The following is a 19,494-nucleotide window of genomic DNA, read 5'->3' as shown; positions in this document are numbered from 1 at the left end:
ATGCTTCATCGATGAGCGCGATTCGCTCACGGACGAATGCGGATGATCGTCTTCCCCTTACGTCGCTCGGTCACGTTGAACGCGGCGATCGCCTCGTCGAGGGTTACGACTTTGTCGATGTTCGTCCGCAATCGTCCGTCCCGCACCCGTTGGACAATCTCATTCAGTTGGTCACGATTGGACTCGACGACAAAGTCGACCGCCAATCCATTGGTGGGCCGTGCTCCGGCCGGGCCGGCGATGGTCAGCGGGCGCGGTATCAGCGCTTCCGCAGGAAACATCACGTTGGCCGTTACCTCGACGAAGCCGGCTTCGTTCCGGCCGAATGAAAGATAGAAGGGCGTTGGCGATGGCAATCTGGTGGCGATAGTACTCGCGGAAGCATCCACGGCTTGGGAGGAGGTGGGTTGGGATGCTTCCGCGAGAGCGGCGATCTTTGCCGCCGTTCCTGCCAGGACGCCCGGCGCCAGCGAAGCAGCGCCCGCGGGGAGCGGCAACGTCGAGAAAGCCGCGACGGACGTATGGAAAATTTTGTCGCTCTGTTCGTTGCTCAGGAAGTTGCAAACCACTTTTTGGTCGCGGCATAATCGCGAGTCCATAGAGCGCTCCTTTGCAGCCCACGCGCGACGCGCTGCAATAAATTCAATCGATGTCAAGGCGGCCGCGTGTGCTCGGCCGGCCCAGCCAGACTCAAAGATCGGACGCGGCGGACGAAATTAGAAATTCCCTTTGGACATGCTTTCGATAGGCGCGAGGTATCGTCATCCAAAGGTGCCATGCTCACAATTGCCCAGGGCCGTTGCAAGGACGCTCATTGCCGGACTGTCCCGGATACTGTCGCAGACCGAGGAGCCGCGTGGCCGCGCGGCACGCACAGTGTAGGTATGACGCTGACGTCCGATACTGGTGCGTCGCGATCGGTCGGTCGCGAATTCGGCCGTGCGACCGAGACTCGGGGCTTCCTGTTGAGGCGCCTGGGCATCGGTTTGTGTGAATTTATAAAGTTTGCCGGTCGCTGAGACGCTCAGCAGGATCATTCATGTTGCGCCTGAATATATCTAATTCGACTTCAGCCACTACTCCGTCAGCTGCAACTGAGTGATTGTTCAGCGTCTTCAGTTGAAGGCAGTGAAGATCGAACCGATCAATCCCACATCAGGTGGGAGCGTGAATGGCCCTTCGCCCGGTTGCGCAGGCCGAAGGCGTGGGCGAGATGGCATCGTCCCGCTGTCTCGCAGTCGAGCTGGGCCTGAGCACCATAAAGAAGGCTTCTGGACGTGGCAGGCGAGCCGTTCTGGCGTATATCGCGACAAGACCTCGACAAGTTGATGACCACTTTGGACGTCACCCTAGTCAGCCTGTCGGAGTGCACGCTTGCGGCGGGAGCCCACTTGGCGGTTGCCCGCGCGGCAACCTCCACCATCCACTACTGCTTTCGAGGCGCCGGGTTCATTCTCCGTGATCATGAAACGCCCATACGCCTGATACCGCACACGCTGGTAGTCGTCCCTCCTGGGCGAGCGATGACGATCACCGCAACGGAGCATCCGATCGCACTAAGGAACGCCGGCAAACACAACAACGGCGGCTTCACACTGGGGTCGTCTCAGCGGCACACCGTCGGAGACGGTGATCCGACACTGGTGCTTGCGTGCGGGGCCTTCCGGGCCACTTATGGTCCGGCGCTCGACTTGTTCGCCTCCTTGGCAACGCCCATTGTCGAGAGGTTCGACGTGCACGACCAGCTCGACCAAGTGATGACCTACGCGATGGCCGAGCTCGCAGCCCAGGAGGTTGGTGGAGGGCCGATGTCGGCGGCACTGCTGAAACTTGTTCTCCTCGCATTGCTCCGGCGCAGCCTGGTGTCGACGAACGCGTGGGTGGAGCGGTTTTCGAACTTGAGCGATCCTCCGATCGCACGGGCATTTGCCGAAATGGCCTCGCGCCCATCCGCGCCGCACACTGTCCAGAGCTTGTCTCATGCCGTCGGTCTCAGCCGCTCGGCTTTTATGGCTAGGTTTTCCGCCGCCTTCGAAGAGTCTCCAATGTCATTGCTCCGCCGCGTGAGGATGCGTCACGCGGCGGACCTGCTCGCGGCCAATGCGCTGTCTGTCGATCAGGTCGCCCTGAACGCCGGCTACCAGAGTAGAAGCAGCTTCACGCGCACTTTCCGCAGATATTACGGCAGCGACCCATCAGAGTACCGCGCCAAGGCGCAGCGAGCCTGGTCCAACAGCGCTACGCCGATCGAAGACGCGATCGAGGAATCCGACGCAGCCTGACGCCGGTGTTCGCTCCGGGATTGCGTAGGCGCGACCGCGGTAAGGTGCGCTGGACGCACCAGCGCCCCCAGCAGCCACGGGACGCTTTGAGACATCAAGGCTTTCAGGTGGTACACGAAGATCATCACGGCTCCGCGTTTTCTCTCAGCCGAGGCGACGTCGCGGAACTCACAGAAGGCTTTCGGCGATCCTCCGGCGGAGCGCCTTCAAGTCGTTCGCGAACAGGCGGACCGAGCTGTCCGCCGCCAAGCGAAGTCCTGAGAATTGCCAACGCGTGTGCCGGAAAGAAATTGCGATAGCTCGCGCGGAGGTATCCCGGCGGCGTCACGCAAGATCCGCCGCGTAGAACGAACTGCCCGGACATGAACTGCCATTGTATTCGCCGACCGCGCCCTCGACCGCGCGGAACCCCGGTGAGGCGAGGACGGGCTGTGCGTGTCCATTCCCAGGCGTCGCCGAACATCTGATGCATCCGCGCTTGGAATCTGAAAGCTGTGTCCGGCCGTCCAAATCTCGCAGCCTTGTCGTGTGTGGGCGACTTCGCGGCGGCGGGAATATTTAACAAAACGGTTTGTGAGGCACATGCAGTCAAGATGTGCCCGCCGCAGGTCACACGTACCGCAGCCGCCCTCAGGCGGCGTTCCTTCGCGGCAACTTCCAACCCGGCCGGACGAAGTGACAGGTGTAGCCGTTCGGGTAACGTTCCAAGTAGTCCTGGTGCTCGGGCTCCGCCTGCCAGAAATCGCCAGCGGGATAAATCTCGGTCACGACCTTGCCCGGCCACAGTCCTGAGGCTTCAACGTCGGCGATCGTGTCTTGCGCGACGCGTAGCTGTTCGTCGTTGGTGTAGAAGATCGCAGACCTGTAGCTCGTGCCGCGGTCGTTCCCCTGCCGGTTGGGCGTGGTCGGGTCGTGTATCTTGAAGAAGAACTCCAACAGGTCGCGGAAGCTCGTCTTGCTTGGATCGAAGATGATCTCGATAGCTTCTGCATGCGTGCCGCGATTGCGATAGGTGGCGTTCTTGACGTCACCGCCGGAATATCCGACCCGTGTCGACACGACGCCGGGCAAACGCCTCATCAGCTGCTGCATTCCCCAGAAGCAACCGCCGGCAAGGATCGCTCGTTCTGTACTCGCTGCCATTGTCAGACCTCCTGTTTTGCAACGGGCTTCGCGTACTGGCCGTACCCTTCGCTCTCCATTTGATCGCGGTGGATGAAACGAAGGGAGGCCGAGTTCATGCAGTATCTCAACCCGCCCTTGTCGAGCGGTCCGTCCGGGAAGAGGTGGCCCAAGTGGCTGTCGCCGTGCTTGGAGCGGACCTCGGTCCGTGTCATGCCATGCGAGCTGTCGTCCTTCTCTACGACGTTCGCGGCCTCGAGAGGCCGCGTGAAACTCGGCCACCCGGTGCCGCTGTCGGACTTGTCGAAAGATGCGAACAGCGGCTCGCCGGAAACCACGTCGACGTAGAGGCCAGGCTCCTTGTTGCCCCAGTATTCGTTGGCAAAAGGGCGCTCGGTCCCGTCAGTCTGCGTGACGCGGTGCTGCTCCGGAGTCAGCTTCGAGACCGTCGCTGGGTTTTTCCTATAGGTCGGCATTTCGCGGAGCTCCTTCTCGCGCAGGCTGGAAGAATAGGTAGCGGGTTGGCGAGCGTCTAATCACCTCGGGCTATCGAAACGATGCCATCGACGCAGCGCAAGCGGCAAGAAGCACTGCTTTGGCGAGCCGTCGGTCGGAGTGATTCCGTCCTCGACATGCTTGTTCAAAGCCGTCGATCCCTGTCGGGGCGACGCGCCCACCGGCCGCGGTCCGCAACAGGTCGTGGTGTTGGGTGGCGGACCCCTCCGGCTAAGACGTGGAAGCGGCACGGCGCAGCGAGGCCAAGATTTGCGCCGGCTCCGCCCGCATCGTGAAGTCGGGTTCGACGGACGCGCTGCGGATCCGGCCCTCCGTGTCGATGATGTAAGTCGCGGGAATGGGCAGCATCCAGACTGGCGAACCGTGCCGCGCACCGAAGTCGAAACCGAGCCCGGAATAGTGCGCTTTGATTTCGTCAGGCACCCGGAACAATATGCCATACGACAACGCAACGCCGTAGTCGACGTCAGACAGTACCTTCAGGTCTAGGCCCAGACTTCGCTTGAGTTGCCGCGGGAATTGTCCCGTCTCGGGTGTCACGACCGCGAGAGTTGCGCCGACGCTCTCAAACTCCTCCTTCGCCGCCTGAAGGGCGCACAGCTCGGCGGTGCAGAACGGACACCAGTCTCCTCGGAAGAAACTCAGGACGAGGGGGCCGCCCCGGCGCAGCTGGTCGGAGGAGTGAAGACGACCGTCCGCGTCCGGAAGGAGGAAGTCCGGCGCGGCATCTCCGACCTTCAACGCGTACGATACCACGTCTATATCGCGAAGCCAGCCCACGAGGTGGTTGTATGACGCCCAGTCCGCTTCGCTGAACCTCGTCAACAGCTCCGAACGAATCTGGGCGAGTGTCTTGTCGATCTGGCTTGGCATCCGTTTGGCGTCAAACTGCGGATCGGTTGGCTGGAAGCGGTTGGCCGGCGGCGTGCGTGCCGCGGTCATGCCGGCACGCCCGCCGCCTTCGGAAACGTTGGGTCCAGCATCCCGCGATGGGGGACATCGATCGACCAGTCGCGAAGCCGCGCGACCTTGACAAAAGCGTCCAGCGCCGGCGAGTAGCGGCGCCCCTGCACAGCCAGCAACCGGACTTCCCGCCAAACCTGATCGCCTTCGAGCGGAATGGTCTTGAGTGAGGGAAGGCGCGGCATGTGCTCTGGTGCGAGCATCACGCCGAAGCCAGCCGCCGCCATGTGCTGCAGGTGCAATTCATGACCGCTGCAGTGGCCGAGATGGGGTGGTCCCTTTGGAAAATACGTCTGTTGGATTTTTGGGGCGACGTCGCATCCCGCGCGATCCAGCAAGACGGTCTGTCGGAGGTCGTCGATACCGATCGATAGACGGTTCGCCAAGCGGTGTGTTGGCGCGAGAACTGCGACGTAGCGCTCCTCGAATAGCAACCAGTCGTCGATGCGGGCGGGCATGTCGGGCACGTCACCGACGATTGCGGCGCTGATCTCCCCCTCAAGCAATAAATCGACGAGTCTCTGCGCTACACCCTCGTACAGCTCCACGTGAAGTCCAGGCACGAACTTTGCAATCTCCGCGATCGGATCGAGCACGAGCGACGCCGAGATGGAGGGGGCGAGGCCGATCTTCAGTGGTGCGACCTCCTTGCGCTGGAACTCCTGGGCTCTGCGACACACCGCCTCCGCCGAGGACAATGTGCGTTCCAGCATCGGAAGGACTTCCTTTCCGAGGTCGGTGAGCTGCGTCAATTGGCGCTCACGGTAAATCAATTCGCCGCCGAGCTCCTGCTCAAGCTTCTGCACCCCCTTTGTCAGGGCGGGCTGCGTTACGTTGCACTGCTCGGCCGCGCGAGTGAAGTTGAGGGTGGCCGCGACGGCGAGGAAGTAGCGGACTTGATGAAGCTCCATGTGTTTTCTCCGTCAAGTGGCTGACCATTATGATGGCGAGGTTATGCACCCGGTGGCGTGCGGGGCACGCCGTAACAACGGAGCATGGATGCCACTTGCAGGCGCACGTTGGAATGGCCGGGTCTATTCGTTTGGACGCCCGGACACGCTTTCTGGAGCCCCAGAAAGCGGCTAGTGCGCAGCGAGGTTGGCGAGGACCGGAATCAGATCGCACGGGTCGCCGCGTCGCGTATAGTCGACACTGATATCGGCGTATTTGATCGTTCCGTCGGGCGCAACGACGTACCGGGCCGGCATAGTCAACGTCCAGCTCGGATCGCCGTTGAAGGTCGCGAGATCTATGCCGCATTCCTTCTCGACGAAACGCAGTTCGTCGGAGGCCCTCCAGCGTAGGCCGAAAGCGTGCGCGACCTTGCCACCCGCGTCGACCAGGCTCGCGAATGAAAGGGCATTCCACCTCTGCGTCTCAAGGCTGTTGTGGGCCGTCTGTTGTGAGATGACAACCAGCGAGGCGCCGAGGCTGCGTATGTCGTGAGAGCACGCCTCGATCGCGCGAAGGTCGACTGTGCAGTAGGGACACCATCTCCCCCTGTAGAAGAAGAGAACCATCGGGCCTCGACGCAGCGCCTCGCATGATGAGAATGCCCGGCCATGCCCATCATGCAGCCGGAACGGAGGGGCTTGATCCCCGGCCTGCGCGGCCCGCTCGGCCAATCCGGATGTGGCAAGCGCTTCCACCGCCCGTTGCCGAACCAGCGTCACGTTCGGCGGGGTCCTGGCCAAATCCTCGGCTCTAACGGCGTCCAATTCGTCTTGGAGTAACATCTTCGGCTCGTCGCGCGCGGCCCGGCATGCCACTAGCATAATCGCTGGTGCAGCGTGGCTCCGGTAGTCTTGCCGCGCGAGTTTGAGTTATTTTTCTCATGCATGAATGATCGCCCGAGAGAGAGTTGGCTACTTCGTCGTTTTTGCGCATATCTTTGGCGCGGAGAGCTTGGCCAGGTCGGCCGCAAGCGACTTGCGCAGCCGAGAAGCGGCGAACTCCATGAAGCGCCGCAGCTTGAGGGGCAGGATCGCCTGTCCGGTGTGCACCAGATGCACCGGGATCGGGTCAGGCTCGTAGTCCTCCAGGATGATCCTGAGCTTCCCCGCGGCCACAGGCCTCGCGATTTGGTAAGAGAGCACGTTCGTCACGCCGACGCCGGCGAGCGCCGCGTCGATCGCGGACTCCGCCGTGTTGATCTTCAGCCGACAGTAGGGACGCACGCTCCTCGTCGCCTTGCCGCGCGGCTTGAAAACCCACGTCATCCCAGCTGCGAGTGCCGTGAACGTCACGCACATGTGCTCGGCCAGGTCGTCAGGCGTTTTCGGGACGCCATGGGCGGCGAAATAGTCGGGGCTGCCGCACACCACACGCCTGATCTCGCCCACCTTCGTCGCGACGAGTGTGCTATCGGGCAACATGCCGACGCGGACGGCCAGGTCGATGTGCTCGTCGACGATGTTGATCGTGTGATCGGTGAGCGTCAGTTGAATGCTGATCTGCGGGAAACGCGCGAGGAATTCATTCACGACAGGCACTACGTGGAAGCGCCCAAAGACAATAGGCGCGGTCATCGTGAGCGTACCGCGCGGGACTGTGTACTCCCCAGAGGCCTGCGATTCGGCTTCCTCGACCTGTTCCAGGATGCGTTTGCAGGCGGCGACGTAGGCGAGCCCCGCTTCGGTCAGGGACAGTTTCCGCGTCGATCGGACCAGCAGCTGGGTATTGAGGTGGGTCTCCAATTCGGCGACCTTCCGACTGACGGTCGGTAGAGGGACGCCGAGCTGACGGCCTGCCGCGGAGAAACTGCCGGCCTCCGCCGACCTTACCAAAAGCGACATTGCTTCAAACCGGTCCATTTCTCTCACCCTCCGAGAGGCCATTTCTCACGATTAGGCAATTATGGCGCCGAACGGCAGAGGCTACCACAGCAATTCAAAAACCGAGCCGGCCAGAGTCCAACGGAGAAGAAATGTCCCGCATCGCTATCCCGGGTCGCGACGACGCGCCTGCCGAATCCCAGCCAATCCTCGACAACATCAACAAGATGCTCGGCTTCGTACCGAACCACTATCGCCTCATGTCCATCAGTCCGAACGTTCTGGGCGGCTGGGCCGGTCTGATGGGGTCGCTGTCCAAGGCCCTCGATCTGAAGACCCGGGAGGGCATCGCGCTCGCGGTTTCGGAGGCAAATGGCTGCGACTATTGCCTTGCAGCGCACAGCTATGTCTCAACGAACCTCGCGAAGATCCCTCCGGAGGAAATCGATCTAAACCGGCAGGGCCGATCGAGCGACTCCAAGCGCCAAGCTGCGGTCGCCTTCGCGAAGGCGCTTATCGAGACGCGCGGCAAACTCTCCGACGCCCAGTTTGCGGCGGTCAAGGATGCGGGCTGGACGGATGCTAGTACCCTCGAAATGATCGCGCTGACTGCTCAGTTCCTGTTGACCAACTTCGTGAACAATGCAGTGCGGACCCCGATTGATTTTCCGGAGGTGAGGCCCGCGAAGGCAGTCTAACGCCAGGTGACGCCGCTCTCCGGCGCTCGACGCGACGATGCCGATGCGTTCGCCGTCTACCTCGCGGCCCGCTAGCAGATGATTTCAGGTCGAATCGACCTGAAATCTGAATTCGTCTCTAAATCGGAGAAGTTGAGCATGGTGTTGCCCGAAAACCGCTTCACATTCTTCGGCATTATGCCTCTAGTCGGGGTCGATGTTCGGGATCGGAAGCTTGCGCAAGTCGTCGTCATAGCTAGCCGCTCGCCCGACGCTGACGTTGTCGTTCGTGCGGATGTCGGCGCTGAGGCCAAGCGTCCGCCCCACCGGACACATGTCCGCGGCCTGCATCAGTTGGGCACGTTCCTCGTCGCTCAGGTTTCCTTCGAGCCGGATGGAACGCTCGAAGGAGTCGCGGCTGCCCTCGATGCCGTGGTGATATGAAACAGCCACCTCGACATGAGAAAGCGGGAATTTCCGCCTTCGCGCCTGCAGCCGTATCGTCATCGCTGTGCACGCGGCGAGCGAAGCGCTGAGCAGCTCGTAGGGGTTTGCCCCGGCCGTGATGCCGCCCCTCCCATTGAGGCCGCCAATGGAGAATTCCGATGCGCCGGCGCGGCCGTTGAGCGCGCCGGCGCCGTCAAGATCGCCGCCTACCACGGCCTGCGGGTGGGGAGCGCCATCATTCGAGTTCGTCATCGTGCTTTCCTTTCAGGTTTCGACAGGGCCTTTTGGCAGGCCCGCCTTGACCAGGTATCGTAGCTACGGCCTCGCGAGCGCGACCTGGCTCCCCCGCGGCCCGCACTTTTGCGAACGTAGGGTTTATCACGCTGCGGGTCGACGGTTCCCGACAGTGGGTATCAGGCGTGGAGGGTCTCGCCACCTTCGGCATCCGCGTAGTACTGAGGCGCCTCGCGACGGTCATACTTTCCGTAGTCGCGCACGATCCGCACTCTTCGGATCCTGGCCTTGTTATTCGGCGCAGAAGCGTCCTCATAAGCCTGCGCGGCAGCGGCGTTCTTCCACGATATGAGGAGAATCAGGTCGCCGGGCGTGAGTACGGCGTCAAAGATGTCCCAGAACGTGCTGTCGGCGGCCCACGGATTCAGGCCAAGCCACTCGGCACAATCGTACGGGTTGTTGGTTTGCTTCCACTGCGCGGGGCGAGTCGCGTTGATCAGCGTAACCGTCGTGCCCTCCCCAAATTCAGTCTCATCGAGCCTTTGCTCCGTGAGGGCGTACCCCGTCGGCAGCTGATTGTCGGCAGTGATCTGACCCACGCGCAGGTGGTAGTCGGCGAGGATTTCGTCGCGGCCTTTCTGCTGGAGTTCGTGATGATGCCTGCGGGTGCGCCAGCGCACGAGCGACTTCTCGTCCCGCCAGTTCGAAAGCGAAAGGATCCAGCCCTCGCGGATCAGGCTCTTGTAGCGGATGTTGTCGACGAAGCCCTCTTCCTGCTCCAGCTCGGGGCGCAGCATCTTGGCGCTGTCGAGGTAGTCATCCCAGTTCTCTTTATTGGGGAGGACTTCGAAAATCACTGAAAACATGTTCGTATCCCGTCTCTAGAGTGCTTCGACGCAGTCAGTCCCAATGTCGAAATGGCCCGACAAAGGCACATATTCTTGACGGCAGAAGACGTTCCAGCCGTCGACATCGGTCGCCTTGGACAGCACCCCAGTGGCTCCCGTTCATTCACTGCGCGGGTCCTCGCATTCAACCACTAAAGTCGCTGCAGGCCGCACGGATAATCTGGCGTTTGCGAAAATTATGCTCTCGCAAAACGAAAGGAACGGTCCCTCAAGCGCCGTAGCGTTCGGCCTTGATCGCTCTCGCTTCCAGTCCCAATGCGAGCGCCGCGTCCGCCGCGATGTCAACGAAAGCAGTCGACCCGCACACGAAGACGCTGCCGGGAGAGACAGGCTGACGTGCCGCGACGTCGGCGACCATCGCCGCGTCGATCCGCCTGCTGAAGTCGCTGCTGCGCATCGCCGGCTCGCGCGTCAAGGCCAGGGCGAGTGCGAAATCGGGAAGCGACCTCTCGAGCTCGAGGAGCTCGTCCCTGAAAAGCACGTCACGCCAGGTCCTGGAGGAGAGCAACAGCGCGACAGGCACTGGCTCGCCGCTGGCCTTCCGATGCCGGATCATTGCCATCAGCGGCACGACGCCGGAGCCCGCGCCGATCAAGAGCAGCGGTTTCGCTGTCGGTCCCGGCCAGAGGAAGTGACCGCCAAGCGGCCCGCGAAGCTCGATCATATCTCCTGCTCGAGCGACGTCGTGGAAGAACGGGGAGACCTCGCCGTCCGCGAGGCGCTCGATCGCCAGCTCGATCACTTTGGAATTGCCCGGGGCCGACGCGATCGAGTAGCTGCGCATGGCAGTGTAGCCGTTGGGTGCAGTCAGCCGCACGTCAACGTGCTGTCCGGCCGTATACTCGAACGGTTCGGATAGGCGAAGAAAGAAGCTCTTTATAGCCGGCGTTCTCGTCGCGATCTCGACAATCGCGCAGCTCTGCCATCGCGCGGTTGTGCCAATCGCTTCAGTCATTCGTGTATCGCTGCTCGCGCCACGGATCCCCGTATATGTGGTACCCGCGCAGCTCCCAGAAGCCGGCCTCGTCGCGCTCGGTGAACTGAAGCCCGTTTACCCACTTCGCCGACTTCCAGAAGTAGAGATGCGGCACGAAGAGCCGCGCCGGCCCCCCGTGGTCGCGCGGCAGTGGCTGGCCTTCGTACTCGAGTGCGATCATCGCCTTGCCCGTCGCGAGGTCCGCCAGTGGCACGTTCGTGGAGTAGCCGTCGTAGCAATGGGCGAGCGCAAACGGAGTGGGTGCGCTGAGGCCGGCGTCGGCGAGGATATCGTCGACGGCCACGCCCTGCCACGCGGTGTTGAGCTTCGACCAGGAGGTCACGCAGTGGATGTCTCGCGTCATCTTGGTTCGTGGGAGGGCGTTGAACTCCGACCAGCTCCAAGCTTTGACCGGACGAGGTCCGACCTTTAGCGTGAATGTCCAGTCCGCGGGCTCGATCCTCGGCGTGGGACCGGCCGTAAGCACCGGGAAATTGTCGACGAGGTGCTGTCCCGGGGGAATCCGATCCGATAGTTCCGATCCGGATTGGCGGCCGGTAAAACCGCGAGTAACCATGGCGGACATCCTTCCTCGGCAGGTAAAAAGAGCGTCGTCCCGCGCAACGCCAAGCCGTAGTGCGCCGGATGAGCAAGGTACCGGCGTAACATAGTATTCCGCGCCGCGAATGGGAAATGACGTCACGCCATGAAGTCGATAGCCGGGCGTTATGATCGCCGTCCGCCTTCCGCATCGGCCTCGCGTGCGCCCGACGCCGACTGCTCCAGCAGCTCGGTCAGCATCCTGACGGCCTCCGTCAGCTTCAGGACTTCGCGCTCACGTAGTTGGTCGATCTTTTCATGCAGCAACTCTATCTCGAGCTCCGCCTTCACGTTGATGCGGTAGTCATTCTCCGCGGCCTTGCGATCGATGTCCTGCTGCCGGTTCTGGCTCATCATGATGACTGGCGCGGCGTAGGCCGCTTGGAAAGAAAGCGCGAGATTGAGAAGGATGAACGGGTAGGGGTCCCAGCCCCTGATCGCGCTGACTAGGTTGGCCCCTATCCAGACGACCAGGATCGCACTTTGCACGATGATGAAACTCCACGATCCCATGACGCTGGCGACGGCGTCAGCTATCCTTTGCCCGGGCGTCAGGCACGCAGCCGCCGCGGACTCATCCATGTCCTGGAGACGAAATGAGCGACGCGCTCGCCTGAGGTCGGCGAGCAGGTCATGCTCGGCTTGTTCCATGCCGTCCTGGTCTTCCACCTTCTCTTCCACGTTGCCAGCACCGTTCCGCTTGATTGCACGGTCGACGCGCCAGCGCCCCACCGCGTTTTTGATCGCGTCGTTTAGCCGTGAAATTTCGTGGCGATATCCGCGATGGCTCGTCGCCGGCACCGGGCGCCGGCAAGCTCGTTCTCGGTCGGCGGCCGCTGCGCGTCGGGGCCGGCAATTGTCGTGGCGCCGTAAGGCGTACCGCCGGCGATCTCATCGACTTTCCTTTGGCCGGCAAACCCGCAGTTCATTCCGACCACCGTCATGCCGAAGTGGAGCAGATTGGTGATGATGGTGAACAGCGTCGTCTGCTGGCCGCCATCCTGCGTCGTCGATGACGCGAAGGAGCCGCCGACCTTGCGATTGAGGGTTCCCTTCGCCCATAGGCCGCCAGCCTGGTCGAGGAAACTTGCCATTTGGGACGACATCCTGCCGCAGCGCCTGCTTGCGCCCAAGACGATCGCGTCCTACACGGCGAGGTTGTCGATGCACGCGACTGGAGCGGTCTGGTCGAGGTTGTCGTTGGCTGCCTTCGCGCCTCCGGAAATAGAAGTTCAGGCACTCGCTTCACGTCGGCGGACGCGCCCGCCTCGCGCGCGCCCGCGGTGATTTCGTGTGCGAGCTTTTCGATGTGCCCGTAGGAGGAGCAGTAGAGTACTAGCACTTTGGCCATGGGAGCCGTTCATCGTATTGACCGCCGCCCGCTTACGCGTCTTCGGCTATTTCGAAGCATGCAGAAAACCTCCGGCGCGAGGGCGTCCGGTCGGGTGCTTGCTTTGCTAGCATTAAGTTTCGGGGCAGGAAGGGTAAACGTATCGTATCAATAACTGCCGGGAATGCCGCGCTATCGCTGCAATCCTATGGTCGATCGTCTGCAGCGCGGAGTTCCCTGAGAAGGAAGTCGGTAAACGCACGGGCGGCGGGCTTTATGGTCTTTGCGCTGACAAAGAGCGCATTCAGTTCCATCGAGCCGAAATCCCAGTCGGGCAGCACCCGAACAAGTTTCCCGGCGTCGAGCTCTGCCCGCGCGCTGTTTTCGCTCGATGCGGCGACCCCCAACCCGGCGACAGCGCTTGCCGTGGCTACTTCGTTGGTGGTGATCGAGAGCGCGCTATCAACGCGCACGGAGGTGATGCGGCCGCCCTTGCGGAAGGAGAAAGTCGGCGAGGGATGCGCTGGACTGATGATCACCGAGTGGTGCACGAGATCCGACGGCATCGTGGGTGTGCCGCGCTCCTGTAAGTAGCCTGCCGAGGCCGTGAGTACCCTTGGCTGGTGGATGAGTTTGCGCGCCATCGCGCTGGAGTCGGGGAGGGCGCCGAACTGCAACGACACGTCGAGGCCCTCAGTCACGAGGTCTGGGTAGCGGTCCGTCACTCGGAGCTCGATTTTCAGCGCCGGATGCTGCTTCGTAAACGCGCCAAGCCGCGGGATGATCTCCCTGAGCGCGAAACTTGTCGGCGTGCCGACGCGAAGCGAGCCGCGCAACTCTCCTGTTCCGCGCGCCTCGTGGTCGGCATCGTCGAGCGCTGCGAGGATCGTTTCGACGCGCATCAAGTACGTCGCGCCGGCCTCGGTCAGCGTCACTGCTCGCGTGGTGCGGCTAAAAAGCGTCGCGCCGACCTCCTCCTCGAGCGCAGCGATCAGCCTGGATGCGGACGGCTGCGACAGGCCAAGTTCGCGCCCGGCACGGGAGAAGTTGCCGACGCGCGCGGCGCGAGCAAACAGTCTGAGTGCTGAGAGTCGGTCGTTCATCACTTGGTGGCTCGCGGCGGGCTACACGGAGGTCGGATCCAGCACGAGGGCCAGGATCGTATCGAGCGCGGCGGCCACCGCCACCGCAGCGCAGACGGCGGCGACCCCAAACCCCCGTGCTCGTTGGAAGCGAAAAAGGCCGACTGCGGTCGCGAGTGCGGCTTTCCAGGCATTCATCGGTCTCCTCAGCGGCACCATGCTCTGCAACACCTGGGAAGTAGTGCCTATCGACTCTCAACATAATCGTCTATCTGTGAGACACCGCCTCTCGGCATATGAGAGTAGGTAGTTTGCGTGCTCCTGGCGGCGCTATGGGATGTCGGCGGCAATATCCCCTGCGATTAGGAAGTCACGGTCCCTCGCTACGAGCCGCCCCCACGCTTCTGATCTCAGCGCGCCTCTTCATTCAGCGCGCAGCGCAGTTGGTGTCAAACCGCGAAACGCCGGTATCATTCAACCGCTCGTCGCTCAGGTGCGGTCGTTAGCTCTGGCCGCTGATTATCTTTTTGCCGCGGGGCGCCGCTTAGTCCATGCCGGCCGCGCTGATCGCCTTATATTCGTGGAGCAGCCGCGCACCCATACAGCGCAGCGCGCCACGGAAGGTCAGGGTGCGCCAATGGCCGCGCGGAGCCAGGGCGCACAGCCGCTTCCACTTCGGCCGCCAACATGACAGCGAGCCATGTTGGCCTTGATCCACGGCTCATCGAACAGGCACTGGGGATCGGGCCCGGTCTGCGAGGATCCAAACGCAAGCGCCTGCTGGCGAGATCAGCGCACGCCAGATACGCGTTAGTCTTCCAGGTGTCTTTTATAAATTTTGAGTAGAGGCGAAGAGATTCGATTAAGTCGGCTCCGATATCCTGCGCCAACTGGAAATCAGGGCGACCGAGATTCCATCTTGCCATTTGCTATTCATCAGCGCTTCCGCACCTTGATGACCTGGACCAGTCTTCCGGCAGTGATCGCCCTTGCGGTGCTGTTAACTGCCGGAATTTTTGCGGACCATCAAAACAGCATTGTAACCGAGCAGGCATTGCGCGTTGACGTTGCGAAGGAGATGAACCTCGTTCGCGCCAAACTTGAGGGTAATGTCAACGGAGACCTTCAACTGGCGCGTGGTCTGGTCGCGACGATCGTTACTGAACCGAACATGAGCCAAGCTCGCTTTGCCAAACTGGCAAAGAGCCTCTTTCGCGAGAAGACACAGATCAGAAACATTGCCGGCGCCCCTGACCTGGTCGTCTCGTTGATGTATCCGAGGGAAGGCAATGAAAAAGCGATAGGGCTGGACTTCCGCGAAGACGAAAAGCTGCGCGAAGCAGTACTTCGGGCACGCGATAACAAGCAACTGGTGTTAGCCGGGCCGGTAGAACTCAAACAAGGAGGTCAGGCATTCATCGGGCGATTTCCTGTCTTCCTTGACCGTGACGGCCCTCGCGAGACGTTCTGGGGCATAGTGGCCGCCGTGATCGACGTTCCGAAGCTGTACGCGGACAGCGGTCTTTTAGACAAGAACCTGCCAATCGAAATCGCTCTGACAGGTAAGGACGCTCTCGGGAGAAGCGGGGCGCGATTTTACGGTCCCGCGTACGTGACGGAACAAGATCCCGTCACTTCCGAGGTGCGGTTGCCGACAGGATCTTGGCAAATTTCCGCCATTCCCAAGGGTGGCTGGAACACCACGCCCCGCAACGCCTGGATTTTGCGACTAACAATGCTCATCGGCGGCGCCCTGGTCGTGGTTCCGATCGTCTTTGCGGGGCGGCTTCTCAATCAGCGGTATAAGCATTACGCCGATCTGCGCCGCGGCGAACGACGACTGGCACAGCTTTCAGAGAGGCTGGAGCTTGCGCTTGACGCCTCGCAAATTGGCGTCTGGGAGCAGGATCTCGACTCGGACATTATATTCTGGGACGACCGCCTGAACGAAATCTATGGCAAGTCAGCAGATGGCGAACCAAGAACCTTCGAAGAGTGGTCAAGATCGATCCACCCTGACGATCTCGACGAGGCTAAGCGGGATTTCGCGCAAGGGATCGCAACCGGCATATACTCTTCGCAATATCGTGTGGTGCTTCCCAATGGAGTTGTCCGACACGTCCGCGTGCGTGCCAAGACTTACAGGGACGGCACCGATCACAAAATGGTTGGCGCGGAATGGGACGTGACGGCGGATGTGATCCAGACACGGGAACTGGAACGGGCAAAGGATCTCGCCGAAACGAGGAGTGCTGAGCTTGAGGCGGCGACAGCGCGCAATGAGCATACGGCGCTTCACGACTCACTGACCGGCCTTCCGAATCGCCGCCACCTTGACACGATGCTCGATAGCTACGCCGTCACAGGCTCAACGCCTGGCAGCGGCGCCGCGCTTCTGCATCTTGATCTCGATCGTTTCAAACAGATAAATGGCACGCTCGGCCATGCCATCGGCGACGCCGTGCTGATCCATACCGCAAAGGAGCTGACATCAACTGTTCGCTCATCAGACTTCGTTGCCCGAGTCGGAGGCGATGAGTTTGTGGTAGTCTGCAGACGCGATATCTCAACTGATCAGCTTAAACAGCTGGCCGACCGCATCATACATAGATTGCGGCAGCCGATTCCCTACAAGGACCATCAATGCCGTATCGGCGTTAGCATCGGGATCGCAGTCGATGCGGACGGTCCCATCGACGGCCCACGCCTGATGGTCAACGCGGATATAGCCCTTTACCGGGCCAAGAGTCGGGGACGCAATCGATATGAGTTCTTCACCCAGGACCTCCACTCTGAGATCATCCGGACCAAACGGGTAGCCGACGAGATCCTCGCAGGGTTGGAACGCAACGAGTTTGTTCCACATTACCAGCTACAGTTCGATGCCAAAACGCTGGAGGTTGCGGGCGTTGAGGCGCTGGCGCGCTGGAACCATCCCGCCGACGGACTTCAGACGCCAGCCGGGTTCCTCAAGATTGCTGAAGAGTTGAATGTCGTTTCAATTATTGACCGACTAGTACTGGAACAAACCCTCCACGACCTTGATCGCTGGCAGAGGGCCGGCCTCCTGGTTCCGCGCGCTTCGGTGAACGTCTCCGCGAGACGGCTTCAGGACGAGGAGCTGATCACCAGCCTGACGTCACTTTCGATAAAACCAGGAACCGTTTCGTTCGAACTTCTAGAATCAATCTTCCTCGACGACAACGATGAGCTTATGATCTGGAACGTCAACCAGATCAAGGAACTCGGAATCGACATCGAAATTGACGATTTCGGCACCGGCCATGCGTCGATTGTCAGCTTGCTCAAGCTTCAACCGCGACGGTTGAAAATTGCACGCCAGCTAGTTGGTCCAATCGCCAGGTCAGCCCAGCAGCGAGAGGTCGTACAATCGATTGTGCAGATTGGCCGGTCCTTGGGCGTGGAGGTCATCGCCGAAGGTGTCGAGACGATGCAGCAGGCCAAGGTCCTCAAGAATTTAGGCTGTGACATCTTGCAAGGCTATGCGCTGAGCCGACCAATGACCGCACACGGCATCACGAAGTTGTTAAACAACCGGCGAATGCTCGCAGCATCATGAGATCAGCGCGCGCGCGACGAGCATCGGCGCCCGCCAACCCCCGTTTGCGGCCCCTGCGCATGACCAAGCGGATGTACTAGCGCCATTTCACGCGCCAGACCAATGGCTTTTCTAACAAGGCAGAGGCTCACGCCAGCCCGGTGGCCTCCATTCCAGGTATTACAATTGAGCGACGCATTGATGCCTCGCGCCGCATGACGCAGGCGATAGCCGCTGGCGTCACTGGCAAGCTTTTGGAGATTGGTCACATCCTTAAGCTTCTCGAAGGGAAGGAAGCAGAACCGAAGGCTCGCGGCTCACTTCGGATACGACAGGCCGGGTAGGTTCTTTCAGGTTCTCATGATCGACCAGGGGACTGGGGCTTATCGGAGTAGAATGCGACTGGGCAGCCGTGTGCCTTCAGATAGAGTTCCAGCGCCTCGAAGGAGCTGAAGGTGCTCTCCGACTTCACAAAGCGAAGCTGCTGGAGCTTGCTCGTGGCGTCGTCGATGAAGACGAGCAGGGTGCATGGATCGCCCCGCTCCTCGAACCAACGGTGATCACTGCCGTCGATCTGCACCAGCTCGCCATAAGATTCTCGACGCAAACGAGGCTGATGGAATGTCCGGCGCTGCTTGCGCGACAGCCAGATTCCGGCTTCCGCCATCCATTTGCGCAACGTCTCTCGCGACACGATCAGGCCGTGGTTCGCCGCCAACTTCTCGGCCGCCAAGGTCGGCCCGAAGTCGAGATAGTGTTCCCGAACCAGCCGAACCGCCAACTCACCGATGCCGGCGACATATCGATGGTTCGACGGTCGTCCTCGAGCCTTGTGCCGAAGTGCCGCGGCGCCTTCAGTCCGGAACGCCTTCAGCAGATGCTGGACCTGGCGCGTTGTCATATCCAGGACATGCGCCGCCGAGACAACCGTCATGCGCCGCTCCAAAACCTTCGACAGCACCTCGATGCGTTGCAGCTCGCGCTCGCTCATTAAGATCAGTCCCAACCCGCCGTCTCCCTCGCTCATCGGCGAGCAGGGCGACATTCCTACTTTGCGGAATCAAGACATTTCTATTTTGCGGCAATACCCATAAGTCGCATAACATGTATTATGGAACTAACATTTGTGATTACTATTCATATACTTATGTGAACTTCAATATTTCGATTGGACAAGCTAACCGGGAAGCCCGATGAACGGATTCTGATACCGAACTCCGAGCGGTCTGAAATCCTTTTCATTGTCCGTGAGCACGATTAGATCGTGTTGCGTGGCTGTGGCAGCAATCGCGATATCCTCGAAACCGGGAGAGATGCCAGCTCCGCGGGCGACTGCCATAAGTTGCCCGGTTATCGTTGCCGTCTCGAGATCAAGAGGCAGAATGCGGCTACCGTAGTAGTGACGAATTTCTCCCCACCACTCAGCGAGCGCGGCCGCTTTTTTGGTGGCACCGGTTCGCTTGGCGTTCGCAATACCGTCCTCGATCTCAGCCGAGGTGATGACGGACAGCCAAAGGTCGGAGGATCTGTCGACGATCCAGGCAACTAGTCTTTCATCGGAGGGTGTCCTGCGTCTCGAGGGGGCGAGCAAACTGACGACATTCGTATCCAGAAGGTACAACGTCAAAACGCCGGGTCACGCAGAGCCCGTGCGGGCTTTCGGCTTCGCGCTGGCAGGTCGCCGTCCTCCAAGGGCGAGTTTGTAAGCAACCAACCCAGCGATGGCACACGGGAAAGGCGCTCGTAGTCCGCATAGCTGATTACGACAGCCTCTCTTTTGCCGTGACGGGTGACAACCGTCGGTGCGCCTGCAACCGCTTCGTCGACCACATGCGAGAACGTCGCCTTCACGTCTTTAAGCTGAATCTCTTTCATCTTGACAGCCCTGTGACCAAAGTAGTCATATAGCTTATGGAGCGAGCCTTGACAAGAAGGCCGTAGCCCAACTGTCGTAAGCAGATGAGTTGTCCGGATTAGGTAGCACGTGAGTTGTCCGGTTTTATCGCCAGCGGATGGAGGCTGGG

19 protein-coding genes and 4 pseudogenes are annotated in these 19,494 nt (G+C 60.9%); 3 read left to right on the top strand and 20 right to left on the bottom strand.

Annotated features, from left to right (window positions below; genetic code table 11):
- Positions 1 to 26: 26 nt before the first annotated feature.
- On the bottom strand, positions 27 to 599 hold the full coding sequence (locus FJ973_RS31705; protein ID WP_347439607.1) for a zinc-binding dehydrogenase: 573 nt from the start codon (positions 597 to 599) through the stop codon (positions 27 to 29).
- 729 nt (positions 600 to 1,328) lie between these two features.
- Here FJ973_RS31705 and FJ973_RS07105 point away from each other — a divergent pair.
- Positions 1,329 to 2,282 carry an AraC family transcriptional regulator gene (locus tag FJ973_RS07105; protein ID WP_210239479.1) on the top strand — a complete coding sequence of 318 codons (954 nt, stop codon included), beginning with the start codon at positions 1,329 to 1,331 and terminating at the stop codon, positions 2,280 to 2,282.
- 234 nt (positions 2,283 to 2,516) lie between these two features.
- Here FJ973_RS07105 and FJ973_RS31220 read toward each other — a convergent pair.
- The 7 genes and pseudogenes from FJ973_RS31220 to FJ973_RS07070 all read right to left on the bottom strand — a co-directional run.
- Positions 2,517 to 2,754 (bottom strand): annotated as a pseudogene (locus FJ973_RS31220) (SUMF1/EgtB/PvdO family nonheme iron enzyme); the annotation flags it as partial.
- A gap of 158 nt (positions 2,755 to 2,912) precedes the next feature.
- Positions 2,913 to 3,425 carry a peptide-methionine (S)-S-oxide reductase MsrA gene (gene msrA / locus FJ973_RS07095; protein WP_140522743.1) on the bottom strand — a complete coding sequence of 171 codons (513 nt, stop codon included), beginning with the start codon at positions 3,423 to 3,425 and terminating at the stop codon, positions 2,913 to 2,915.
- A 2-nt stretch (positions 3,426 to 3,427) separates the two neighbouring features.
- Positions 3,428 to 3,880, bottom strand: a complete 453-nt coding sequence (gene msrB, locus FJ973_RS07090) for a peptide-methionine (R)-S-oxide reductase MsrB (protein ID WP_140501490.1) — start codon at positions 3,878 to 3,880, stop codon at positions 3,428 to 3,430.
- Between the two features lie 250 nt (positions 3,881 to 4,130).
- Entirely contained in the window at positions 4,131 to 4,862 is a 732-nt protein-coding gene (locus FJ973_RS07085) for a peroxiredoxin family protein (RefSeq protein WP_140522741.1), read from the bottom strand.
- Positions 4,859 to 5,794 (bottom strand): LysR family transcriptional regulator, encoded by a 936-nt coding sequence (locus FJ973_RS07080; RefSeq protein WP_140522739.1) that lies wholly within the window; start codon positions 5,792 to 5,794, stop codon positions 4,859 to 4,861. The genes FJ973_RS07085 and FJ973_RS07080 overlap by 4 nt, the downstream gene beginning before the upstream one ends.
- Positions 5,795 to 5,965: 171 nt before the next feature.
- A complete protein-coding gene (locus FJ973_RS07075) occupies positions 5,966 to 6,556 on the bottom strand; it encodes a peroxiredoxin-like family protein (RefSeq protein ID WP_281405129.1) in 591 nt (196 codons plus the stop codon).
- Between the two features lie 192 nt (positions 6,557 to 6,748).
- The gene (locus FJ973_RS07070) at positions 6,749 to 7,696 is read right to left on the bottom strand and encodes a LysR family transcriptional regulator (RefSeq protein WP_140501498.1); all 948 of its coding nucleotides are present in this window, start codon (positions 7,694 to 7,696) and stop codon (positions 6,749 to 6,751) included.
- A gap of 113 nt (positions 7,697 to 7,809) precedes the next feature.
- On the opposite strand from FJ973_RS07070, the gene FJ973_RS07065 reads away from it, so the two are divergent.
- Positions 7,810 to 8,355 carry a carboxymuconolactone decarboxylase family protein gene (locus FJ973_RS07065; RefSeq protein WP_140501500.1) on the top strand — a complete coding sequence of 182 codons (546 nt, stop codon included), beginning with the start codon at positions 7,810 to 7,812 and terminating at the stop codon, positions 8,353 to 8,355.
- A gap of 183 nt (positions 8,356 to 8,538) precedes the next feature.
- Here FJ973_RS07065 and FJ973_RS07060 read toward each other — a convergent pair whose 3' ends face one another.
- From FJ973_RS07060 to FJ973_RS31215, 9 genes and pseudogenes are all read right to left on the bottom strand, one after another.
- Positions 8,539 to 9,033 (bottom strand): OsmC family protein, encoded by a 495-nt coding sequence (locus FJ973_RS07060; protein WP_140522737.1) that lies wholly within the window; start codon positions 9,031 to 9,033, stop codon positions 8,539 to 8,541.
- 161 nt (positions 9,034 to 9,194) lie between these two features.
- A complete protein-coding gene (locus FJ973_RS07055; RefSeq protein WP_140522735.1) occupies positions 9,195 to 9,881 on the bottom strand; it encodes an antibiotic biosynthesis monooxygenase in 687 nt (228 codons plus the stop codon).
- 250 nt (positions 9,882 to 10,131) lie between these two features.
- Positions 10,132 to 10,878: a ferredoxin reductase gene (locus tag FJ973_RS07050; RefSeq protein WP_181165397.1), complete on the bottom strand. Its 747-nt coding sequence runs from the start codon at positions 10,876 to 10,878 to the stop codon at positions 10,132 to 10,134.
- Positions 10,871 to 11,476 (bottom strand): sulfite oxidase-like oxidoreductase, encoded by a 606-nt coding sequence (locus FJ973_RS07045; protein ID WP_140501506.1) that lies wholly within the window; start codon positions 11,474 to 11,476, stop codon positions 10,871 to 10,873. Before FJ973_RS07045 ends, FJ973_RS07050 begins: the two co-directional genes overlap by 8 nt.
- 149 nt (positions 11,477 to 11,625) lie before the next feature.
- A complete protein-coding gene (locus FJ973_RS07040) occupies positions 11,626 to 12,300 on the bottom strand; it encodes a DUF1003 domain-containing protein (RefSeq protein ID WP_224647543.1) in 675 nt (224 codons plus the stop codon).
- Positions 12,252 to 12,850, bottom strand: a pseudogene (gene wrbA / locus FJ973_RS07035) (NAD(P)H:quinone oxidoreductase). The gene FJ973_RS07040 and the pseudogene wrbA overlap by 49 nt, the downstream one beginning before the upstream one ends.
- Positions 12,851 to 13,035: 185 nt before the next feature.
- Positions 13,036 to 13,932, bottom strand: coding sequence for a LysR family transcriptional regulator (locus tag FJ973_RS07030; RefSeq protein ID WP_140501511.1), 897 nt, complete (start codon positions 13,930 to 13,932; stop codon positions 13,036 to 13,038).
- 21 nt (positions 13,933 to 13,953) lie between these two features.
- On the bottom strand, positions 13,954 to 14,109 hold the full coding sequence (locus tag FJ973_RS30800) for a hypothetical protein (protein WP_181165398.1): 156 nt from the start codon (positions 14,107 to 14,109) through the stop codon (positions 13,954 to 13,956).
- Positions 14,110 to 14,512: 403 nt separating this feature from the next.
- Positions 14,513 to 14,655, bottom strand: a pseudogene (locus tag FJ973_RS31215) (IS630 family transposase); the annotation flags it as partial.
- A 211-nt stretch (positions 14,656 to 14,866) separates the two neighbouring features.
- Here FJ973_RS31215 and FJ973_RS07025 point away from each other — a divergent pair.
- Positions 14,867 to 17,491, top strand: coding sequence for an EAL domain-containing protein (locus FJ973_RS07025; protein ID WP_140523374.1), 2,625 nt, complete (start codon positions 14,867 to 14,869; stop codon positions 17,489 to 17,491).
- A 364-nt stretch (positions 17,492 to 17,855) separates the two neighbouring features.
- On the opposite strand, the pseudogene FJ973_RS07020 reads toward FJ973_RS07025, so the two are convergent.
- From FJ973_RS07020 to FJ973_RS07010, 3 genes and pseudogenes are all read right to left on the bottom strand, one after another.
- Positions 17,856 to 18,476, bottom strand: a pseudogene (locus tag FJ973_RS07020) (ISNCY family transposase); the annotation flags it as partial.
- A gap of 171 nt (positions 18,477 to 18,647) precedes the next feature.
- Positions 18,648 to 19,091 (bottom strand): type II toxin-antitoxin system VapC family toxin, encoded by a 444-nt coding sequence (locus FJ973_RS07015; RefSeq protein WP_140522733.1) that lies wholly within the window; start codon positions 19,089 to 19,091, stop codon positions 18,648 to 18,650.
- 2 nt (positions 19,092 to 19,093) lie between these two features.
- On the bottom strand, positions 19,094 to 19,345 hold the full coding sequence (locus tag FJ973_RS07010) for a type II toxin-antitoxin system Phd/YefM family antitoxin (RefSeq protein WP_140522731.1): 252 nt from the start codon (positions 19,343 to 19,345) through the stop codon (positions 19,094 to 19,096).
- Positions 19,346 to 19,494 lie beyond the last annotated feature (149 nt).

The sequence above is a fragment of the Mesorhizobium sp. B2-1-3 genome (assembly GCF_006442495.1).
Taxonomy (GTDB): domain Bacteria; phylum Pseudomonadota; class Alphaproteobacteria; order Rhizobiales; family Rhizobiaceae; genus Mesorhizobium.
This window is presented reverse-complemented; position numbering and strand designations above follow the sequence as displayed.

Bases quoted from the DNA above. Each gene is read 5' to 3' on its own strand.
- msrA (WP_140522743.1), bottom strand. From the start codon at position 3,425: ATGGCAGCGAGTACAGAACGAGCGATCCTTGCCGGCGGTTGCTTCTGG.
- FJ973_RS07030 (WP_140501511.1), bottom strand. From the start codon at position 13,932: ATGAACGACCGACTCTCAGCACTCAGACTGTTTGCTCGCGCCGCGCGC.
- FJ973_RS07105 (WP_210239479.1), top strand. From the start codon at position 1,329: ATGACCACTTTGGACGTCACCCTAGTCAGCCTGTCGGAGTGCACGCTT.
- FJ973_RS07045 (WP_140501506.1), bottom strand. From the start codon at position 11,476: ATGGTTACTCGCGGTTTTACCGGCCGCCAATCCGGATCGGAACTATCG.
- FJ973_RS07085 (WP_140522741.1), bottom strand. From the start codon at position 4,862: ATGACCGCGGCACGCACGCCGCCGGCCAACCGCTTCCAGCCAACCGAT.
- FJ973_RS30800 (WP_181165398.1), bottom strand. From the start codon at position 14,109: ATGAATGCCTGGAAAGCCGCACTCGCGACCGCAGTCGGCCTTTTTCGC.
- FJ973_RS07065 (WP_140501500.1), top strand. From the start codon at position 7,810: ATGTCCCGCATCGCTATCCCGGGTCGCGACGACGCGCCTGCCGAATCC.
- FJ973_RS07080 (WP_140522739.1), bottom strand. From the start codon at position 5,794: ATGGAGCTTCATCAAGTCCGCTACTTCCTCGCCGTCGCGGCCACCCTC.
- FJ973_RS07025 (WP_140523374.1), top strand. From the start codon at position 14,867: ATGACCTGGACCAGTCTTCCGGCAGTGATCGCCCTTGCGGTGCTGTTA.
- FJ973_RS31705 (WP_347439607.1), bottom strand. From the start codon at position 599: ATGGACTCGCGATTATGCCGCGACCAAAAAGTGGTTTGCAACTTCCTG.
- FJ973_RS07050 (WP_181165397.1), bottom strand. From the start codon at position 10,878: ATGACTGAAGCGATTGGCACAACCGCGCGATGGCAGAGCTGCGCGATT.
- FJ973_RS07055 (WP_140522735.1), bottom strand. From the start codon at position 9,881: ATGTTTTCAGTGATTTTCGAAGTCCTCCCCAATAAAGAGAACTGGGAT.
- FJ973_RS07060 (WP_140522737.1), bottom strand. From the start codon at position 9,033: ATGACGAACTCGAATGATGGCGCTCCCCACCCGCAGGCCGTGGTAGGC.
- FJ973_RS07010 (WP_140522731.1), bottom strand. From the start codon at position 19,345: ATGAAAGAGATTCAGCTTAAAGACGTGAAGGCGACGTTCTCGCATGTG.
- msrB (WP_140501490.1), bottom strand. From the start codon at position 3,880: ATGCCGACCTATAGGAAAAACCCAGCGACGGTCTCGAAGCTGACTCCG.
- FJ973_RS07070 (WP_140501498.1), bottom strand. From the start codon at position 7,696: ATGGACCGGTTTGAAGCAATGTCGCTTTTGGTAAGGTCGGCGGAGGCC.